The organism is Shewanella seohaensis, assembly GCF_023283775.1.
In the GTDB taxonomy this organism is placed as follows: domain Bacteria; phylum Pseudomonadota; class Gammaproteobacteria; order Enterobacterales; family Shewanellaceae; genus Shewanella; species Shewanella seohaensis.
This window is the reverse complement of the sequence record NZ_JAKILE010000011.1, coordinates 96,268-114,048: the sequence shown is the minus strand read 5'-3', so window position 1 is coordinate 114,048 and position 17,781 is coordinate 96,268. Positions and strand designations below refer to the sequence as shown.

General features: G+C 47.5%; 19 protein-coding genes. 10 read left to right on the top strand and 9 right to left on the bottom strand.

Going from position 1 to position 17,781, the window contains the following annotated elements:
- Window positions 1-21 precede the first annotated feature (21 nt).
- The 5 genes from L2713_RS13915 (at window position 22) to L2713_RS13895 (ending at window position 3,275) form a co-directional block, all read left to right on the top strand.
- A complete protein-coding gene (locus L2713_RS13915) occupies window positions 22-1,194 on the top strand; it encodes an NnrS family protein (RefSeq protein ID WP_248968289.1) in 1,173 nt (390 codons plus the stop codon).
- Between the two features lie 148 nt (window positions 1,195-1,342).
- On the top strand, window positions 1,343-1,747 hold the full coding sequence (locus L2713_RS13910; protein WP_011623180.1) for a phosphate-starvation-inducible protein PsiE: 405 nt from the start codon (window positions 1,343-1,345) through the stop codon (window positions 1,745-1,747).
- 151 nt (window positions 1,748-1,898) lie between these two features.
- Window positions 1,899-2,201, top strand: a complete 303-nt coding sequence (locus L2713_RS13905; RefSeq protein WP_248968288.1) for a PilZ domain-containing protein — start codon at window positions 1,899-1,901, stop codon at window positions 2,199-2,201.
- A 77-nt stretch (window positions 2,202-2,278) separates the two neighbouring features.
- Window positions 2,279-2,947 (top strand): AAA family ATPase, encoded by a 669-nt coding sequence (locus L2713_RS13900; protein WP_086902600.1) that lies wholly within the window; start codon window positions 2,279-2,281, stop codon window positions 2,945-2,947.
- On the top strand, window positions 2,934-3,275 hold the full coding sequence (locus L2713_RS13895) for a replication protein RepA (RefSeq protein ID WP_109285646.1): 342 nt from the start codon (window positions 2,934-2,936) through the stop codon (window positions 3,273-3,275). Before L2713_RS13900 ends, L2713_RS13895 begins: the two co-directional genes overlap by 14 nt.
- Before the next feature lie 284 nt (window positions 3,276-3,559).
- Here L2713_RS13895 and L2713_RS13890 read toward each other — a convergent pair whose 3' ends face one another.
- A complete protein-coding gene (locus L2713_RS13890) occupies window positions 3,560-3,811 on the bottom strand; it encodes a YecH family metal-binding protein (RefSeq protein ID WP_248968287.1) in 252 nt (83 codons plus the stop codon).
- Between the two features lie 128 nt (window positions 3,812-3,939).
- Between L2713_RS13890 and L2713_RS13885 the strand changes: the two genes are divergently transcribed.
- The 4 genes from L2713_RS13885 to L2713_RS13870 all read left to right on the top strand — a co-directional run bounded on the left by L2713_RS13885 (window position 3,940) and on the right by L2713_RS13870 (window position 8,461).
- Complete coding sequence (locus tag L2713_RS13885; RefSeq protein ID WP_248968286.1) at window positions 3,940-5,622, top strand: sensor histidine kinase; 1,683 nt, start codon at window positions 3,940-3,942, stop codon at window positions 5,620-5,622.
- Window positions 5,619-6,329, top strand: coding sequence for a two-component system response regulator BtsR (gene btsR, locus L2713_RS13880; RefSeq protein WP_248968285.1), 711 nt, complete (start codon window positions 5,619-5,621; stop codon window positions 6,327-6,329). The genes L2713_RS13885 and btsR overlap by 4 nt, the downstream gene beginning before the upstream one ends.
- 195 nt (window positions 6,330-6,524) lie before the next feature.
- Window positions 6,525-7,973 (top strand): carbon starvation CstA family protein, encoded by a 1,449-nt coding sequence (locus L2713_RS13875; RefSeq protein WP_248968284.1) that lies wholly within the window; start codon window positions 6,525-6,527, stop codon window positions 7,971-7,973.
- A 137-nt stretch (window positions 7,974-8,110) separates the two neighbouring features.
- Window positions 8,111-8,461, top strand: coding sequence for a VF530 family protein (locus tag L2713_RS13870; protein ID WP_248968283.1), 351 nt, complete (start codon window positions 8,111-8,113; stop codon window positions 8,459-8,461).
- A 131-nt stretch (window positions 8,462-8,592) separates the two neighbouring features.
- Here L2713_RS13870 and L2713_RS13865 read toward each other — a convergent pair whose 3' ends face one another.
- The gene (locus tag L2713_RS13865; RefSeq protein ID WP_380823387.1) at window positions 8,593-9,636 is read right to left on the bottom strand and encodes a PQQ-dependent sugar dehydrogenase; all 1,044 of its coding nucleotides are present in this window, start codon (window positions 9,634-9,636) and stop codon (window positions 8,593-8,595) included.
- A gap of 485 nt (window positions 9,637-10,121) precedes the next feature.
- Between L2713_RS13865 and L2713_RS13860 the strand changes: the two genes are divergently transcribed.
- Window positions 10,122-10,580 carry a hypothetical protein gene (locus L2713_RS13860; RefSeq protein ID WP_248968281.1) on the top strand — a complete coding sequence of 153 codons (459 nt, stop codon included), beginning with the start codon at window positions 10,122-10,124 and terminating at the stop codon, window positions 10,578-10,580.
- A 65-nt stretch (window positions 10,581-10,645) separates the two neighbouring features.
- Here the strand turns inward: L2713_RS13860 and L2713_RS13855 are convergent, their stop codons facing one another.
- The 7 genes from L2713_RS13855 to rssA all read right to left on the bottom strand — a co-directional run bounded on the left by L2713_RS13855 (window position 10,646) and on the right by rssA (window position 17,761).
- Window positions 10,646-11,422: a hypothetical protein gene (locus tag L2713_RS13855; protein ID WP_380823385.1), complete on the bottom strand. Its 777-nt coding sequence runs from the start codon at window positions 11,420-11,422 to the stop codon at window positions 10,646-10,648.
- 207 nt (window positions 11,423-11,629) lie between these two features.
- Window positions 11,630-12,241, bottom strand: coding sequence for a GTP cyclohydrolase II (ribA, locus tag L2713_RS13850; RefSeq protein ID WP_023267813.1), 612 nt, complete (start codon window positions 12,239-12,241; stop codon window positions 11,630-11,632).
- A gap of 263 nt (window positions 12,242-12,504) precedes the next feature.
- The gene (locus L2713_RS13845) at window positions 12,505-12,861 is read right to left on the bottom strand and encodes a YibL family ribosome-associated protein (RefSeq protein WP_011623193.1); all 357 of its coding nucleotides are present in this window, start codon (window positions 12,859-12,861) and stop codon (window positions 12,505-12,507) included.
- Window positions 12,862-12,986: 125 nt separating this feature from the next.
- Entirely contained in the window at window positions 12,987-13,448 is a 462-nt protein-coding gene (gene nrdG / locus L2713_RS13840) for an anaerobic ribonucleoside-triphosphate reductase-activating protein (protein WP_248968279.1), read from the bottom strand.
- A 105-nt stretch (window positions 13,449-13,553) separates the two neighbouring features.
- On the bottom strand, window positions 13,554-15,671 hold the full coding sequence (nrdD, locus tag L2713_RS13835; protein ID WP_086902592.1) for an anaerobic ribonucleoside-triphosphate reductase: 2,118 nt from the start codon (window positions 15,669-15,671) through the stop codon (window positions 13,554-13,556).
- Between the two features lie 337 nt (window positions 15,672-16,008).
- Window positions 16,009-16,704 carry a hypothetical protein gene (locus L2713_RS13830; RefSeq protein WP_248968278.1) on the bottom strand — a complete coding sequence of 232 codons (696 nt, stop codon included), beginning with the start codon at window positions 16,702-16,704 and terminating at the stop codon, window positions 16,009-16,011.
- A gap of 109 nt (window positions 16,705-16,813) precedes the next feature.
- On the bottom strand, window positions 16,814-17,761 hold the full coding sequence (rssA, locus tag L2713_RS13825) for a patatin-like phospholipase RssA (RefSeq protein WP_248968277.1): 948 nt from the start codon (window positions 17,759-17,761) through the stop codon (window positions 16,814-16,816).
- Between the last annotated feature and the right edge of the window lie 20 nt (window positions 17,762-17,781).

Genomic DNA, 17,781 nt, shown 5'->3' with positions numbered 1-17,781 from the left:
TCACCTTCACCACTGCTCTGTATGCTGAATATTGATGAACCCGCACACTTACAACCCAAAGTAGCTTTGTTTCGCTTAGGTTTTAGACCCTTTTTCCTGTTTGCCAGCCTGTTTAGTCTCTTAAGTTTGGGCATATGGGGCGGCTTGCTCTCAGGCAAGTCGTTACTGCCAAGCACACTCAATTCACTCTGGTGGCATGGCCATGAGATGATTTTTGGCTTTGTCTGCGCAGTGGTTGCAGGCTTTTTACTGACGGCCGTTCAAAACTGGACGGGCCGCCCCGGCGTTAAAGGCTTGCCTTTAGCTGGGCTATTTTTAGTCTGGCTACTGCCTCGGTTGCTGTTCATATTGCCCTTCAACATTCCGTTTGTTGCGATTATGATCATCGATCTGCTGTTTTTACCCTTAACGGCGATCTTGTTAGCCATTTCGGTGATTGAGGTTCGCCAGTGGCGCAACTTTGTGTTTATTCCCATTCTGAGTTTACTCACCCTCTTCAACGGCGTGAGTTATTACGGCTTAATGACGAATCAATTGAATTGGATGAATAACGGACTCTATGCCGCAGTGATATTGGTCGCCGTGATCGTCGCGCTGCTCGGTGGACGGGTGATCCCATTTTTCACTGAGCGCGCAACCCAATGGCAAAAGCATGCCCCGATCCCAGCCATTGAGTTTGTCAGTTTTGCGAGCCTCTTTGCTCTCGTGCTGAGCCTCTTTTTCACTGAAACCCTATTAACTCGCCTTCTGGCGGGCGTAGCAGGCGTAGTCCTGTTATTTCGCTGGTCACGTTGGGGATGGCGCGCGAGTTGGCCCGTGCCACTATTATGGTCGCTGCATTTAAGTTACTTATGCATCCCCATCGGCTTAGGGATGATTGCAGCGGGATTGCCACTTTCCGTTGGCATGCATGCTATTACTGTTGGGGGATTAGGCGGAATGATCCTCGCTATGATGTCACGGGTCTCACTCGGACATACTGGCCGCACGCTAACACCGCCACGACCCATGACGTTGGCTTTTGCCTTGATCCTCTTCGCCACAGTGCTGCGCGTCCTTGCGGGCTTGTTAAGTGCCTGGTTTATCGAACTCATGCTCGCCGCCGTTGCGCTGTGGATGATAGCCTTTGGTTGTTTCTGTTACTGCTATGGGCCCATGCTTTGTCGCGTAAGAGCCGATGGACGCCCAGGCTAAAGCGGCGTCTAAAATCGTGACGCTTGATTCTGTGGCTCAACGAGCATTTGTTATCTTGTGAATTGAGTCACAGAGAATCACGCCTCTTTTCCCTACCTAAGGTATTTTTACTGTTACTATTTATAAAAATATTCAGTAGGGAGTACCTATGCCATTTTATCGTCAATACGGTGCTAAGGGCTTAAAAGCCGTTGAGCATCTAGTATTAATCATCATTGCGATTGCGACCGTTGTCGCCATCGGCCAAGAAATTGTCCATGTCTTTAATGTCGGCGCCGTAGCGCTTGCCGATCTGCTGTTATTGTTTATTTACCTAGAAGTGCTCGCCATGGTGGCCAACTACGCCGAATCGGGCAAATTACCCGTGCGTATGCCGCTGTACATTGCGATTGTCGCTCTAGCGCGGTATTTAATTTTAGATATGAAGAGCATGGATGACTGGCGAATTGCCGCCATTTCACTCTCTACGTTGATCTTAGCGGCTACGGTTATCGTTATCCGTTGGGGCCAATTAAAAATGCCTTACCCTAAAAATCAAGAATACGATAATTAACTCTCCCGCGCGCCATTGCCAGCCAAACGCAATGGCGCGTTGTTCCTGCCAGTAAAATCCCCGTCAAAGACCTCGCTTTCACATTGGTATTCTGCCAAAAAGCAATTATGCTAGTTTTACTGAGATCAATTATTTACGGGGCAATTGAGTTATGGGTGACCATCCAACAGGATTTGAAGAAAAACGTGGGTCGCTTCGCGTGGATATGGAAGCCGAGCGTGTAGTTTTACATTGGACTGATAATGACGGTATAGAGCATACCGACCAAGGTGTGTGCATCGATTTAGCCCGCCGAGGCATACTGTTTGATTACAAAAAACCCTTCACATTGGGTGATTTAGTTAGCGTGACCTTTAATCCAGACACAGATCATGAGAATAGTGTTAAAGGTCAGGTCTGCCGCTGCTCTAAACGTCATGATCAAAGTTATCATGTCGCCATGCAATTGCTTTAATTTCAATCCAGCTACGCAGGGTCGATTGAGCTGTTCTACACTGAATTAGTTGAACTATTCGTACAGGGGACATAGCTATGATATTGCTGGTGGGTGGTGAAAAAGGTGGCAGTGGCAAGAGTTGCCTCGCGCAAAATCTGGCGGTTTATATAAAACAGAAATTTGACGCCAATGTGCTGATGGTCGACTGTGACCCACAACGTACCACATCCGATTGGATCCAAGCCCGAAACAACGACCCTAGCCTCCCTGCCATTAACTGTATTCAACTCTACGGCAAAATTCGTAACGATTTGCTCAGTCTCAATGAGCGTTTCGACTATGTGATTGTCGACTGTGGTGGCCAAGATAACCTTGCTATGCGTGCCGCGATGTCGGTAGCCACTTACGTGGTGATCCCCTTAAGGCCTAAGCGTCGCGATCTAAAAACCTTGCCCCATATGGAAGACATGCTCAGCACCTGTAAGATGGTTAACCCCAAAATGGTGGCCACCATAGTCCTCACCCAATGTCCCGCACTACCCACACAGGTCAAACGGATCCTTGAGGCGAAAGAAGTTGTCCAATCCTTTGGCCTACGCGTGCTCAACTCGGTCACGTTCTGCCGCAATATTTACGATGACAGTGAGGAAAAAGGATCGTCCGTGATGGAAATTGAGCCCGATGGAAAAGCGGCCGACGAAATCCGCGCAATTGTGGATGAGCTGTTCACCTTACCTCCAGAAAATAGTTATGAGCTTAACTGATCTTAAACGTAAGAAACCCAAACAAGTCATCAAGTCGGTTTCTGTTGATGATTTTATTGAAGATGCCAATAACTATGCTCTTGGTAAGGCGAGTCTTCTTAGTATCCCCACTGCCGAGCCAAAGGGATTAGATAAAAAGTCCGCCAAGATTTACCGTCACGCGACTTTTACCTTAACCGAAACCAGTATTTCCCAGCTCGATGGCCTAGCAAAAGAAACCAAGATCGCCAAATCGCGTCTGCTGCGTATTTTGATTGATGAATTCAGCCGAAAGACCGCCGATGAACAGCTTAAAGTAGTCAATAAAGGTAAGAAAGATGAAGGCTAACCCTGCTCTTTATCCATTGATATTAATCATTTATCCATAACCGATTAAATTATTCCACAATAGCAACTGCCACGATGCAACCTTCTCCTTCTATAAAATTGCGCTTTCGGGAGATTTCATTGGCCGCAACCTAATGCGGCCAATGGCGCTAAACTGGACTGGCGCTATATAGACTAAGGTCAGTTCGCCGAGGCTCATATGAAGCCAGACAACAATTAGGCTAGGCTTCGATTAGCAAGGCTTAGATTAGCAAGGCTTCAATTAACAAGAGTACTTCAATCATCTTAGTGGTGTGAATGATTACACTGCCGCCCCGCGACCAGTGTGAGCCCTTGCGCAGACTCCAGCATTTTCCCCTTGCGGATCAATAAACTGATTAGCTCTTCTGCCTTTAGATTATCGGCGCTGCAGGTATGATAACGCGCATTGTCACCAAAGGTTTGTGCCATCAAGGCGATAAACTCAAGCTTTAAAAGCGGTTTTTCTTGCGCTACCATCAGCGCCATAACGTCATGACCGTGAACAGAATCGGACATAGTCTCTCCAAAAGATGTAAAAAAGATTAAGCTTTATATCCGAACTGTTGAATTTTAACCCTGATCTTGCGCACATACTGCCTATTTCTATGCCTGTGCCGATTGCATTGACGATAAAGTGAGCCACTATGTCCTTGATCTTGCTCCTGACTCAACAGATGTCACTCTACTTAGTGATAGTGTATTTGGTCAGTAAAACACCACTCTTTAAACTGTTCGCCGAAACCGCGCCACGCCTACCGCACAAGGTATTTATTTACCTCATTTTTTCAAGCTTTTGCATCATGGCAACCTATTTTGGCGAGCAAACCTCGGGTGCCATTGCCAATACTCGCGCGATGGGCGCAGTATTAGGTGGCTTACTCGGCGGTCCTGTCACGGGATTTTTCGTCGGTATCACGGGTGGTTTGCACCGCTACAGCATGGGTGGTTTTACCGATTTAGCCTGCGCCATCTCCACGACCCTCGAAGGTCTGTCGGCGGGCATGATCAGTTTTTACCTGCGCCGCGCGGGCAAGAGCGAGCTTATCTACAATCCATTGTTAGTTTGCCTAGTCACCTTTTACGCAGAAATGATGCAGATGAGCATTATTCTACTGATCGCCCGTCCATTTGATGATGCCTGGGAATTAGTTCGGCAGATTGCGCCGCCGATGCTTTTGGTTAACTCCATCGGTGCGGCGCTGTTTATGAGTATGATCCGTGACCAAAAAACCATGTTCGATAAACTATCCTCTAGCTTCTCGACTAAGGCGCTCAAGATTGCCGAGCGCAGCGTGGGCTTGCTCTCCAAGGGGTTTAACGAAGAGAGCAGCGGTAAGGTCGCGCAAATTGTGATCCAAGAGACCAATGTCGGTGCTGTAGCCATTACCGACCGCGAAAAACTCTTGGCTTTTATCGGCATAGGCGCCGACCATCATATCCCCGGCACACCGATTTCCTCAAAAATAACCCTTGAGGCCATTAACCAAAACAAGGTGATGTTCGCCGATGGCGTAGAGATGCCCTATTCCTGCTCGATTTCAAGCCAGTGTAAACTCGGCTCTAGCCTGGTGATCCCACTTCGCAGCGACACCGAAGTCATTGGCACCATCAAGTTATATGAGCCTAAAAATAAACTGTTCTTGAACATTAACCGCACCTTAGGGGAAGGGATTGCGCGGCTATTGTCGAACCAGATCCTCTATGGCCGCTTTGAACAGCAACAAAATCTGCTGACCCAAGCCGAGCTCAAATTGCTGCAAGCTCAAGTGAATCCCCATTTTTTATTTAATGCACTCAATACCATCAGCGCGATTATCAAGCGCGATCCCGATATGTCGAAGCAACTGTTACAGCAGTTGTCGCAGTTTTTGCGGATCAATTTAAAACGTACCACGGGTTTAGTGACACTCGGGGATGAGCTCGATCACATCGCCTCCTATCTCACCATTGAGAAAGCGAGATTTATTGATAAATTACAGGTCAATATCGCTATCCCTGAGTCACTCTATCACTGTAAAGTGCCTGCCTTTACCCTGCAGCCCATTATTGAGAATGCCGTCAAACACGGCACCTCCCATATGATTGAGCAAGGGCAAATCAAGGTGACAGGCCGGATGGAAGAACAGGTATTGGTCTTAGAAGTCACTGATAATGCGGGGCTTTACCAACCCATTATTGGTTCTGAAGGGCTAGGCATGAATTTAGTCCATAAAAGGATCCAAAACCTGTTTGGCGAGCAGTATGGCATTCAGGTGGAATGCGAGCCGGATGAGTACACCAAAGTCACCATCCGCTTACCCATAGAACAGACGGAAACTAGCACGTGATCACTTGTTTAATTGTCGACGATGAATTGTTTGCCCGTGAAGAACTGGCCGATCTGCTCAGTCAAGAAGCCGATATTGACATTATTGGCCAATGCTCCAATGCGATTGAAGCGCTGCAAACCATTGCCAAAGAAAAACCTCAATTGATTTTCCTCGACATCCAAATGCCGCGGATTTCCGGCATGGAGTTGATTGCCATGCTCGATCCCGACACTTTGCCTAAAATCGTCTTCGTGACCGCCTTCGATGAGTTTGCAGTAAAAGCCTTTGATAATCACGCCTTTGATTATCTACTCAAGCCTATTGATGCCGAACGTCTCAGCCAAACCTTAAAACGAGTACGTAAGGATCTTACGCCACAAGCCGTGAATCTGATCGCGCCATCGACTCTGGAGCATTTGCCCTGTTACAGCGGCAGTAAGTTAAAAGTCATCCCCATTCAAGATGTCGAATATGTCTTTAGCGATTTAAGCGGTATCCATGTCGCCTGCACCAAAGGCAAGGTCCACACCCAGCTCACGCTGAAAGTGTTAGAGGAAAAAACGCCGCTGGTGCGTTGTCATCGCCAATATCTGATTTCGCCCAAAGCCATTGCCGAGATAGAACTGCTCGATACTGGCGCCGAAGTCACCACTCTGCTTGGCGACAAAGTGCCCGTATCCCGCCGCTATCTCAAAAGCCTTAAGCAATTGTTTGGTTTTCAGTAACCCCATAGCCAACCACTCATACTCGTATCAGAACCACTTAGAGCGGTTAATACTTATGAATGACATACGTATGCAACCGCTCGCCCCATTCTATTACCGCTGAGTCAGCATTATCGACCTCTCACCCAGTTAGCCCTGTTTTGTGTAAACAACTTGTTTACACTCTGCACAACTCAAAATGGGGAGATAACTAAAATGATGTGGTTCCTACTCTGCGTCGGTCTATTGATCGGCGGTTACTTTATCTACGGTACCTTTGTTGAAAAGGTATTTGGTATCAACGAAAAACGTCAAACACCTGCTTTTAGCCAAACCGACGGCGTAGACTATGTGCCTATGTCGAAAGGCAAAGTGTACTTAATCCAATTATTAAATATCGCGGGTGTGGGTCCAATCTTCGGCCCAATTCTAGGTGCGCTTTACGGTCCAGCAGCCATGCTGTGGATTGTGATCGGTTGTATTTTTGCCGGTGCGGTGCACGATTACTTTTCGGGCATGCTATCCGTCCGTAACGGTGGTCAATCTGTGCCAAACCTTGCGGGTAAATACTTAGGTAAGAGCGCCAAACACTTTATGAACGTGTTTGCCATCATCCTGCTGTTGCTTGTGGGTGTGGTGTTTATCTCTGCTCCAGCGGGTCTGTTAGGCAAGCTGACTGGTTGGGATGTCAGCATTTTCGTTGCAATTATCTTCGTTTACTACCTAATTGCCACTGTGGTACCTGTCGATAAAATTATCGGCCGTCTGTATCCCTTCTTTGGCGCGCTGCTGTTCTTTATGTCCTTTGGTTTAGCCTTTGCGATCATATTATCGAGCGAACATACTCTGCTGCCCAATGTGCAAGCGGGTGACTTCTTCCAAAACTTAAACCCTAAAGACATGCCACTGTGGCCTGCACTGTTTATCACCATTGCTTGTGGTGCAATTTCAGGCTTCCACGCGACACAATCGCCTCTGATGGCACGTTGCGTTGAAAACGAAAAGAACGGCCGTTTCGTGTTCTTTGGCGCCATGATCGGTGAAGGTATCATCGCCCTACTCTGGTGTGCGATTGCACTGTCTTACTTCCACGGTGTTGAAGGGTTAAGCACTGGCATGGCAGGCAACCCTGCAAACGTAGTATACGAAGCCTCTACTGGTCTATTAGGTGCTGTAGGTGGCTTTATGGCAATCCTTGGGGTAATTATTCTGCCAATTACTTCAGGCGACACCGCTTTCCGCTCTGCCCGTTTGATCTTGGCTGAGTTCTTTAAAATGCCACAGGTTGCGTTACCAAAACGTTTAGCCCTAGCCATCCCATTATTTGTGATTGGTGGTTTGCTGACTCAAGTTGACTTCGGCGTGATCTGGCGCTATTTCGGTGTGGCTAACCAAGCGACTGCTGTGTTGATGCTCTGGACAGCCTCTGCTTACCTACTGCGTCACAATAAACTGCACTGGATCACCACTATTCCAGCGATGTTTATGACTACTGTGGTTATTACCTTCCTGCTGAACTCGGCAACCTTAGGCGCGGGCTTACCTATGACCCTGTCGACCATTGCTGGAACCATTTCAACCTTAGTTATCACAGGCTTACTGATTGTGAAAACCAAAGGTAAAGGCGAAATCGATAGCGATAGCGAATTACCCGATGAAGCCTAATTTCTAGCAAACCTTGTAGAAATAACGCAATTCAAATGGGACGGGCACTGATAGTGCCCGTTTTTTTATCCATCGTCTTAAGCCTCAGCCCATAATACTGGTATAATCCCGCCATTGTTCACGGCTGTTTATTCAAGATGACTCAATCAAATAACCCATTACACGGCATCACACTCGAAGCCATAGTCACCCAACTGGTGGAACACTATGGCTGGGAAGAACTCGGCGCTCGTATCAAAATCCGTTGTTTTACCGAAGACCCGAGTATCAAATCGAGCCTGCGCTTTTTAAGAAAAACCGACTGGGCGCGGGAAAAGGTGGAATATTTGTATTTAAAAACTAATAAACTGCCACTGCCAGCCGCAAAATCATCCAACGCACCGGCCAAAAAGCCTGCAAAACCAGCGCAGAAACCTGCTAAGGCGAATGCAGCGGCATCGACAACGGATAGCCAGATCAATAGCCATATCTGGGGCAAGCGCGACTAATTTCGCGAGCACATTCAAAGCGTATTCACAGAAACAGACAACAATGCGCGGGATAATTCACTCGATTATTCCGCGCATCATTTTTTAAGCGGTTTATCAGCTGGGTTAGCGTTTAAGACTTTACCTTTAGGCTACTTTGTCTGCGGATAAGTCACACGGTAAATCGCTCCCGCATAATCATCTGACACCAGTAGACTACCGTCGGCCAATTCAGCAAACGCCACAGGGCGACCAAAGGTTTGTTCATCCTGCATAAAGCCTGTTAAAAATGGAGTGTATTTGACCACCTTGCCTTGCTCTATCGTCGCCACAGCCACTTTATAACCCGCTTTCTTAGTGCGATTCCACGAACCATGCTCGGCCACAAACAACTGCTGTTGATAATCGCTAGGGAACTGTTTACCAAGATAAAAATGAATACCCAGCGGCGCCACATGCGCGCCTAAGGAAAGCGCTGGAGCAGTGTATTTTGCAGGATCTTTACCATTGCCAAACTCAGGGTCAAGAATCGTACCTGCATGTACATAAGGAAAGCCAAAATGTTCACCCAAGTAACTGACTTTATTGATTTCGCAGGGAGGAATATCATCGCCCATCATGTCGCGGCCATTATCGCTAAACCAAAGAGTTTGAGTGCCGGGCTGAAAATCAAATCCAACGGAATTACGAACGCCTTGGGCGATAGTGGTTAATTTTTTGGTCTCAAGATTCAGCGAGAAAATACGCCCATAGCGTTCATTCTCCGCGCACACATTACAAGGCACGCCCACTGGAATGATTAACTCACCTGTCGGTGAAACACCTAACACTTTCCAGCCATGGTGGGTTTCACTTGGAAACCCATCGAAGACCACCTCAAATTTGGGTGAGTTTAAGTTGTTGTCTATATCCTTGAATCGAATCATGCGCTCGACTTCAGAGACATACAAATCGCCATCTTTGATGACCACGCCCGAAGGTAGCTTAAGTCCTGAGGCTACCAGAATTTTCTCATCGGCAACGCCGTCTTGGTTGCGGTCGATTAGGGCATAAACATTCCCTGCCTTCATCGAGCCAGCATAGACAATGCCTTTGTCGGATACGGCAATTTCGCGCGCATTTTCAACATCATCAGCGAATAAACTTACGTTAAAACCTTCGGCAACCGTCAGTTTATCTAAGATATTCTTGGCCATCGCCGGAGCTGAAATGCCACCCAAGACACTGAGGGATAAGAGAGAAACCGCCTTAAAAATGGCTGTATTGAATAGTGCGGCGCGTTTTTTATGATCCATTGACTCGCATCCTAGTAGGGTAAAATTATTGTCGTACAATTAACTTAGCTTCGTTTAACTTAGCTACGTTTAACTTAGCTACGTTTAACTTAGCTACGTTTAACTTAGCTACGCTTAATTTAGTTACGTTACCTTAGATATACCGTATTACCAAATCCTCTGATTTAGCAGGTCAATCCGACTGGGCGTCCCCTTAAGCGATAACTCACTGTCAGTTTGCCCTGTTTTCAATCCCACATATCGCGCCCTTTGCAAAATAAGGAGGAAAATCAGCTTGAGTTTTTTATCCAGCTGCCGATAACTCGCTAAAGCACACTTGGCACTCACATCTGTTACTCTATTGAACATAGCTGAGCGACCACCTTGAAGTATTAAAGGAATCTATCGTGAACATTAATGGATTAAATACTGCGGCAAGCAGCGGCGCCTTAAAGTCCTTATCTACGGCCTATGTTTCAATCCCACCCGCCTCCCCAACTAATACGACGGCAAACGTTGAGCCTGAGTCAGACACACAATCCAGCGTGAATATTTCAAATGCGGGTAGGCAAGCACTTGCCAACGATCTTAGTGCGACCTTAAGGAGCGCGTTCGCCGACAAACTGCAACAGTCACAAAGTAAGGAAACGGAAGAGAAACCCACATCGATTATTGATGAGCAAATTAAACGTATCAAAGAGCAAATCAAAGACTTGCAAGAAAAACTCACTAAACTGAAGGGCGATAATTCTGAAGCTGCGGCTCAACAGCGCAAGCTATTACAGGATCAAATTATGCAACTTAGCGGTCAAATCACTACCTTGATGGAGCAAAAAGTGCGTGAAGCCAAAAAATCAGCTGGTTAATTACGTGATGAACCACAAATAACGACCAATCGATGTCGCGTCTAACACTTGATTTGGATAGTAAATTAAATCGGAAAACTAAATAATAGTCGCCAGATATTTAATCCATCGCCGGTGCGATAACTGATCCCGATTCTATCTATGCCGAGGAGCTCACCGCCCAAGGGCTTAGAAAATGCTAGCGTAGCACCAATCTCATAGCTGCCGGAGACTATGGTTTCATTTTCAGCATCTTGACTAAAATCCAGCTCGTTGAAATACCAATAACCGACCGCAAAGACTCTCGGCTGCATCTGAATATTCAACCATTGCCAGCGCGGTGAAAGACCAATATCCACCCCAGTTTGCAGCACTGCAAATTGGTCGGTTAATTTCCCGACCCGCTCACTGTAACCTGCAAACCTGAGTCTCGACACCCAGACGCTGTCTTCGCCCGCAAGGCTGAAATCATACAAGCTACTCACGCCCGAAGCTAAAATTGCCACGTTCGCATCAGTATCGAAATTCGTCCCAAATCCCACATCCAGATAGGCTTCCATCCGCGTGTTTACCGTTGCCTGCCAATGATGCTCTATGCCTGGCGTCATCGTCATAGTGCCGACCGAGGAAGGCAATTCACCATCGGTAATATCTTTGGCTAAGTAGTCAAAAAAACCGAAGGATAAGGGTAAACGCAGCCAGGTTTGGCTGCTCTCATCCTTTAAGAAATCAAAGCTTAAGGGAATACTCACCACTGTGGCATTTTGATCGGCGGCACGATACACACCCGTACCTAGATAACTGCCAAAGGCATAAACAGAGTTAGGATTATTTTGACCATCAATCGGCGATTCGGGGTTCATTTGAGCAAGCGACTGAGATTGCTGTGCGGTCTGCAGTGGGGTGTGGCTTACAATGGGAGCGGTCGACGCCAACAGTGGGAAGACACACCCCATTGATAGCGCCGAACAGGAAAAGCATTTAACGAGTAACCGGCTAAAGATGGTCTTCAATTTATGCAAACAGATCCTGATTTGCTAAGCCTAATCGGTTATCGCTTGGGTTAAAGATTACTCTTCATCCGTAAAATGATACTCAGACATCATATGGCCAAGTTCGGTGGATTTGGTCTTTAAGTAAGCTTCATTGTAGCGGTTTTTACCGACTTGCAGGGGAACACGCTCAACCACTTCGATGCCGATTTCTTTCATCGCTTTGACTTTGCGAGGGTTATTGGTCATTAAGCGTACATGCTTCACGCCAATTTGTTCAAGCATAGGTTGGATCATATCGTACTTACGCATGTCCGCTGGGAAACCTAATTGCTCGTTCGCCTCAACCGTATTGGCGCCTTTATCCTGCAATTCATAGGCACGGATCTTATTCAGCAGACCAATACCACGGCCTTCTTGGCGCAAATATAAGATAAATCCACTGCCAGTTTCGGCAATGTTTTGCATCGCCGTTTGCAGCTGGAAGCCACAATCACAGCGTAAGCTGAACAAGGCATCGCCCGTAAGACATTCAGAGTGAATACGGCCTAAAACAGGGGCATCGCTACTTAGGGTGCCAAACGTGAGGGCAACATGCTCTTTACCAGTTTCGGTATCTTCAAAACCGTGCATGGCAAAAACGCCCCAGGGAGTGGGTAATTTTGACGTCGCGACATATTTTATCGACATGACTTAACCTTAACGACTACTCTCATTCCATGAGACGGAAGGAACATCCATAAACAAAACGATGATTGGGCTCTTCGCCTACTGAGCGCCTATTCTAAAGCGTTTTCCGTGATCACGAAATACTTTAGTAATTTAATCAACTATAAATCTAAGCCTGCGGCGCTATCACGGGTATAACTCAATCTGTCGAACAACCATTCAAGGCGCTGCAAAATAGGCATGTACCTTATTTTGCAACTCAATGAATAACTTGCCAATAAAACTTAAAACTTTGCTGGCGCAAAACCTGTTACTTCGGTTAAGCCCATTTCGCGTCCTAATGCAGTCATAGGATGCACAACCACTAGGCCTTTGACTGACTTTTTCAGTTGACCCATGTCGGCTTGCTCAGCTTTGGTGAGGGCGCGGTGGAATGGCAAGTGTTGAATATCTGTGCCTTGCTTTTGTAAAAGACGCGACTGCTGCGTTTTTACACTATTGATTTGCTTAGTGACCGCCGCAATATCGCGTTTAAATTGCGCCACAATAACGGCATCGCCACGTTGCTCTGCTGCCGCCAGTTTACGACGAAACTTATCTAACTTATCGTTAAGCTGCTGCAGTTCTTGCTTTAAATTCATCATGTTACCTTAAATTACTTAAGTGAATCCCAGTCGATATGTGCACCATTTAGGGCCTGAATGTCTGGGTCACTGTGTCAAGGTGTGGGATTATAACAGCAAGTTAGCGATCCTCGTTACCGCTTTTATAAGAAACGGATCACCTGATTGCTGCTGCCGCGATATGGCAAACTCGGATCGGCAAGGCTCTGCTCGAATTTACCATCCACCAGCACGTCCACATATTCCAGTACCGCCCGCTGCATATCCGTTAGCGCATCCCAGGTATAACCCGTCCACAGCCAAATATCTTTACCCGGACATTCGGTTTTCACCCGCTTCACTAACGCGAGGATCCCCTCAAGGTTGGCGGGCAAGAGCGGATCGCCGCCAGAGAGTGACAAGCCGCGGCGCACAATGCGCTCATCCTGTAGATCGGCGATAAGCATATCTTCCATCGTCTTATCAAATAAATGGCCTGAGCGCACATCCCAAGTACTTTGATTATAGCAACCTCGGCATTGGTGCTCACAGCCTGACACAAATAGCGTTACCCGGGTGCCGGGACCGTTCACCACGTCAACGGGATAATATTGGTGATAGTTCATTACTGCGTCCGCGCTAAAGCCCAATATGATTAGGGGCTAAACATTAAAGCACAGTCGCCACCAGTGCGACTGTGCCAGTGTAACAAAACAAACAAGGCAAAAATGTTACAAGTGTTTGATCCTGCGTTTCACTTCTTCTTGCTTGCCATGGTTGAATGGTCTGGCATCTGGACTACCTAAGTAACCACACACTCGGCGGGTGACTGACACTCGGCTTGGCTCATGGTTACCGCATTTAGGGCAAGTAAAGCCTTTGCTAGTACAACTAAACTCGCCAGTAAAACCGCAGTCGTAGCATTCATCAATCGGTGTGTTAGTACCGTAGTAAGGCACGCGGCTATAACTGTAATCCCACACATTTTCGAGTGCTTCGATGTTGTGCTGCATATTCGGATATTCGCCGTAGCAGATAAATCCGCCATTGGCGATCGCAGGATATGGCTGCTCAAAATCAATTTTATCGTAGGGATTCACCCGCTTTTCAACATCCAAGTGGAAGCTATTGGTGTAATAGCCCTTATCGGTTACCCCTGCAACCACGCCAAATTGGCGCGCATCGAGTTTACAGAAACGGCTGCAGAGGCTCTCACTCGGGGTGCTATAAAGGCTAAACCCATAACCGGTTTCGGCCTTCCATGCATCGGTAGCCGCTTTAAGATGCGCGACAATCGCCACCGCTTTTTCACGAAGTTTGGCATCATCAAAGACATGGGTTTCAGTGCCATAGAGCGCATTGATGGTTTCATGCAAACCGATATAGCCTAATGAAATCGATGCCCGACCATTTTTAAAAATTTGGGCGATATCATCATCGGCGCGCAGGCGCACACCACAGGCGCCTTCCATATACAAAATCGGTGCAACTCTGGCTTTAACGCCGTTTAAACGTTCGATGCGGGTGTCTAATGCGCGGCGGGCAAGCAGTAAACGCTCATCTAAAATGCGATAAAATTCAGCCTCATCACCATTGGCCTCGAGGGCAACTCGGGGCAAGTTTAAGCTCACCACCCCAAGATTATTGCGCCCTTCATGAACCAGCTCGCCATTTTCTTTATAGGAGCCTAAAAAGCTGCGACAGCCCATTGGGGTTTTAAATGACCCCGTGACCTTTTCCACTTGCTCGTAGTTCAAAATATCCGGATACATGCGCATGCTGGCGCATTTTAGGGCCATTTGTTTGACATCGTAGTTGCAATCACCGGCCTTGTGATTAATGCCATCACGAATCGCAAACACCAGTTTAGGGAACACGGCAGTCTTACGATTTTTACCTAGGCCCGTCATACGGACTTTCAACATAGATTGCTGAATTAAACGCGATTCCCACGAAGTACCCAGACCAAAACCAAAGGTCACAAAGGGGGTTTGCCCATTGGCGGTATGTAAGGTATTCACTTCATATTCAAGGGATTGGAAAGCGTCATGACATTCTTTTTCGGTGAGCGCCGTCGCATAGGCCTTGGCATCTTTAATCTGCCAGTTGAGCGCCACTTGATAGTGTTTGTCGTAGCTCTTCGCCACAAAAGGCGCGAGCACTTCATCAATACGATTAATCGTGGTGCCGCCATAAATATGACTGGCCACTTGGGCAATGATCTGCGCCGTGACCGCTGTAGCGGTGGAGATGGATTTTGGGGTCTCAATTTCGGCGTTGCCCATCTTAAAACCGTGGGTCAACATACCCGCCAAATCAATCAACATGCAGTTAAACATCGGGAAAAACGGCGAATAATCGAGATCGTGATAATGGATTTCGCCAAGTTCATGGGCGGCCACTACATCCTTAGGCAGAATATGGCTCTTGGCGTAATGTTTCGCGACGATACCCGCGAGTAAATCCCGCTGGGTTGGGATTACTTTAGAGTCTTTATTGGCGTTTTCATTTAACAGCGCCGCATTGCTCTGCTCGACTAAACCACGGATTTCGAGATTGAGTTTACTGGTCGCATCGCGGCAAATGTCTCTGTCATGGCGATACTCGATATACACCCGCGCCAGAGACTTGTAAGGTCCTTCCATCAGTAGGTTTTCAACCGCATCCTGTAAATGGTGGATCTCGACTTCTGCCAGATTGGCCACTCGCTCCCTCACACAAGCGGCAACCGTCGCGGCATAGTCTGCATCCTCTATCCCAACCGAGTTTGCAGCCGCTATCACTGCATCTCTTATCCTTGTTTCATCAAAAGGTGTGCGGCAACCATCCCGCTTGATCACGACTGGCATTGTTCAGTTCCTCTCCATTCCGATTAAAATTAACACTACATATAGTGTTTAGATAATCAATAAACACAATATCTAGGCAATTAAGCGGCATTAACACCTAAAATTCCATGATCCAGATCATGATTTATCGGATGGATAAAAAGAACAAAGTAGAACTGTAGCCAAACCCAATGATCTCAGTTTTAAGCCTTGACCTTGGCCATAAAGCAGGATAGCGGACGCTAAAAATGCCCGCTAATCACGACAAAGGACCTTGGCCCGAAAGCCAAAGTCCTTGGAATAAAAGCAGTCCGTAGCTCGGCGTTTGCCCTTAGCTAAGGTTTACACCCAAACAGGGTTAGCGCTTGGCTAAGGCAAGATAACTACTCAGTTGCCCCGATGCCGATTGCTGCATCCCCATGGAGGAAGCCACTTGCATAGTCGACTTAAGCCCCTGCCATAACTGTTTTTGGCTGTCGCTCAGTGTTGGATTGCTATTTAGATAATCGGTTAACTGGCCAAATACCTTGGTGGCTTTTTGTGCCAGCACTGGGGATTGCGCATCATCCATATTCGACAATACGTTTTTAGCATCAACTAAGGTGTTGATCATAGGACTGTTTGGTGACTTTTCCGCTAAGGACTTTAGCTCATCGTCGATAAAGTCCTGCAGGGATTGCTTGCTCGGCTTTTGACTCGGCAAATTAATGCCGTTTTGTGACAGTCGCTCAACCTGTGCATCGGACAAAATGCCGTCCTTTTGCAGCCGAGACACTAGGGCCGGAATATCAGACACACTAAACTGGCCATCGGCAAAAAAATCCTTCGACATGGCTTGAATTTTTTGCGCCCTAAGTGCACGGGGTGACAAGGCAATCTCATCACTCGGTTTCGCTTCAGTCTTAGGCGTATCCTTGGTGGATGACTTAGCATCCGTACTGGACTCAGTCTTACTTGTGTCAGTCTTACTCGTGTCCGTCTTCTTGCTGTTCAGGCCATAGGCATCAGCAACACTGCTACGGTTCAGATTTAAGGCATTTAAAAGAGGATTCATCGTCAATAATTCGGCATCTAACACTGTGTGATGGGGTTAAAGCAAAAAATAAGCCAATCAAACAGTCACTTGCCTAAATTATTATACGAAGACTAAGTATCCTCACAACTTAGCCTTTCCAAATCGCGGCTTCAATCAAGTGCGCCACTTTCGCGACAGCCGCCTCCCCCGCCGCAATCGCTTCATCGGCACGGTGAAATTCCATAGTGCCGATATTGGCCACTTCTGGCACTACGAGGACATCGGGAGGATCTCCCATCAACCGTGCCCGCTTATGGCGCTGCTCTAAAATCCCCATCGACTGTGACATCACCGCAATCATACCGGGATTGGATTTAGTCCCGAGGGAAAACTTGTCGGTTAAGCTGCTGACATACTCCCGCCCCCTAGCAAATAAATCCATAAAGCCGGTTTCTTGGCGCGCGGGCATTTCGGTTTCTTCCTTCGGCGCCTTATGGCTGGTCATATTGACGGGCAATACCTGCAGCCGCCCTGAATGAAACCCGTGCAAATCCACGGCAATCACAATATCGACGCCCATAGCACGGCTCACCGACACGGGCACAGGGTTCACCACGGCGCCATCGACTAACCAACGCTCCCCTTGACGCACGGGGGCTAATATCCCTGGCATAGAGCAAGATGCGCGCACGGCCTGGCGTAAATCACCATGACGAAACCAGATTTCTTGCCCCGAATACAAGTCCGTCGCAATGGCTGCAAAGGGGCGATCTAAATCTTCAATGTTGATATCCCCAATACGTGATTGCAGCACATCGAAGACTTTCTCACCGCCAATCAAACCGCCCTTGCGCCAACGAATATCCATCAGCCCGAGGACATCCCAACTTGAGAAACTTCGCACCCATTCCTCAAGCTCAGTCAAATGATTATGGGCATAGGCCGCCCCGACAAGCGCGCCGATTGAACATCCAGCCACTTTATCGGGTTTGACTCCCATGGCGGCCAGGCCATTGAGTACACCGATGTGAGCCCAACCTTTGGCGGCTCCGCTTCCAAGCGCGATTCCAATGGTGGGTTTTGTCCCCTTGCCCATAATATGTTTCCCTTAACAAC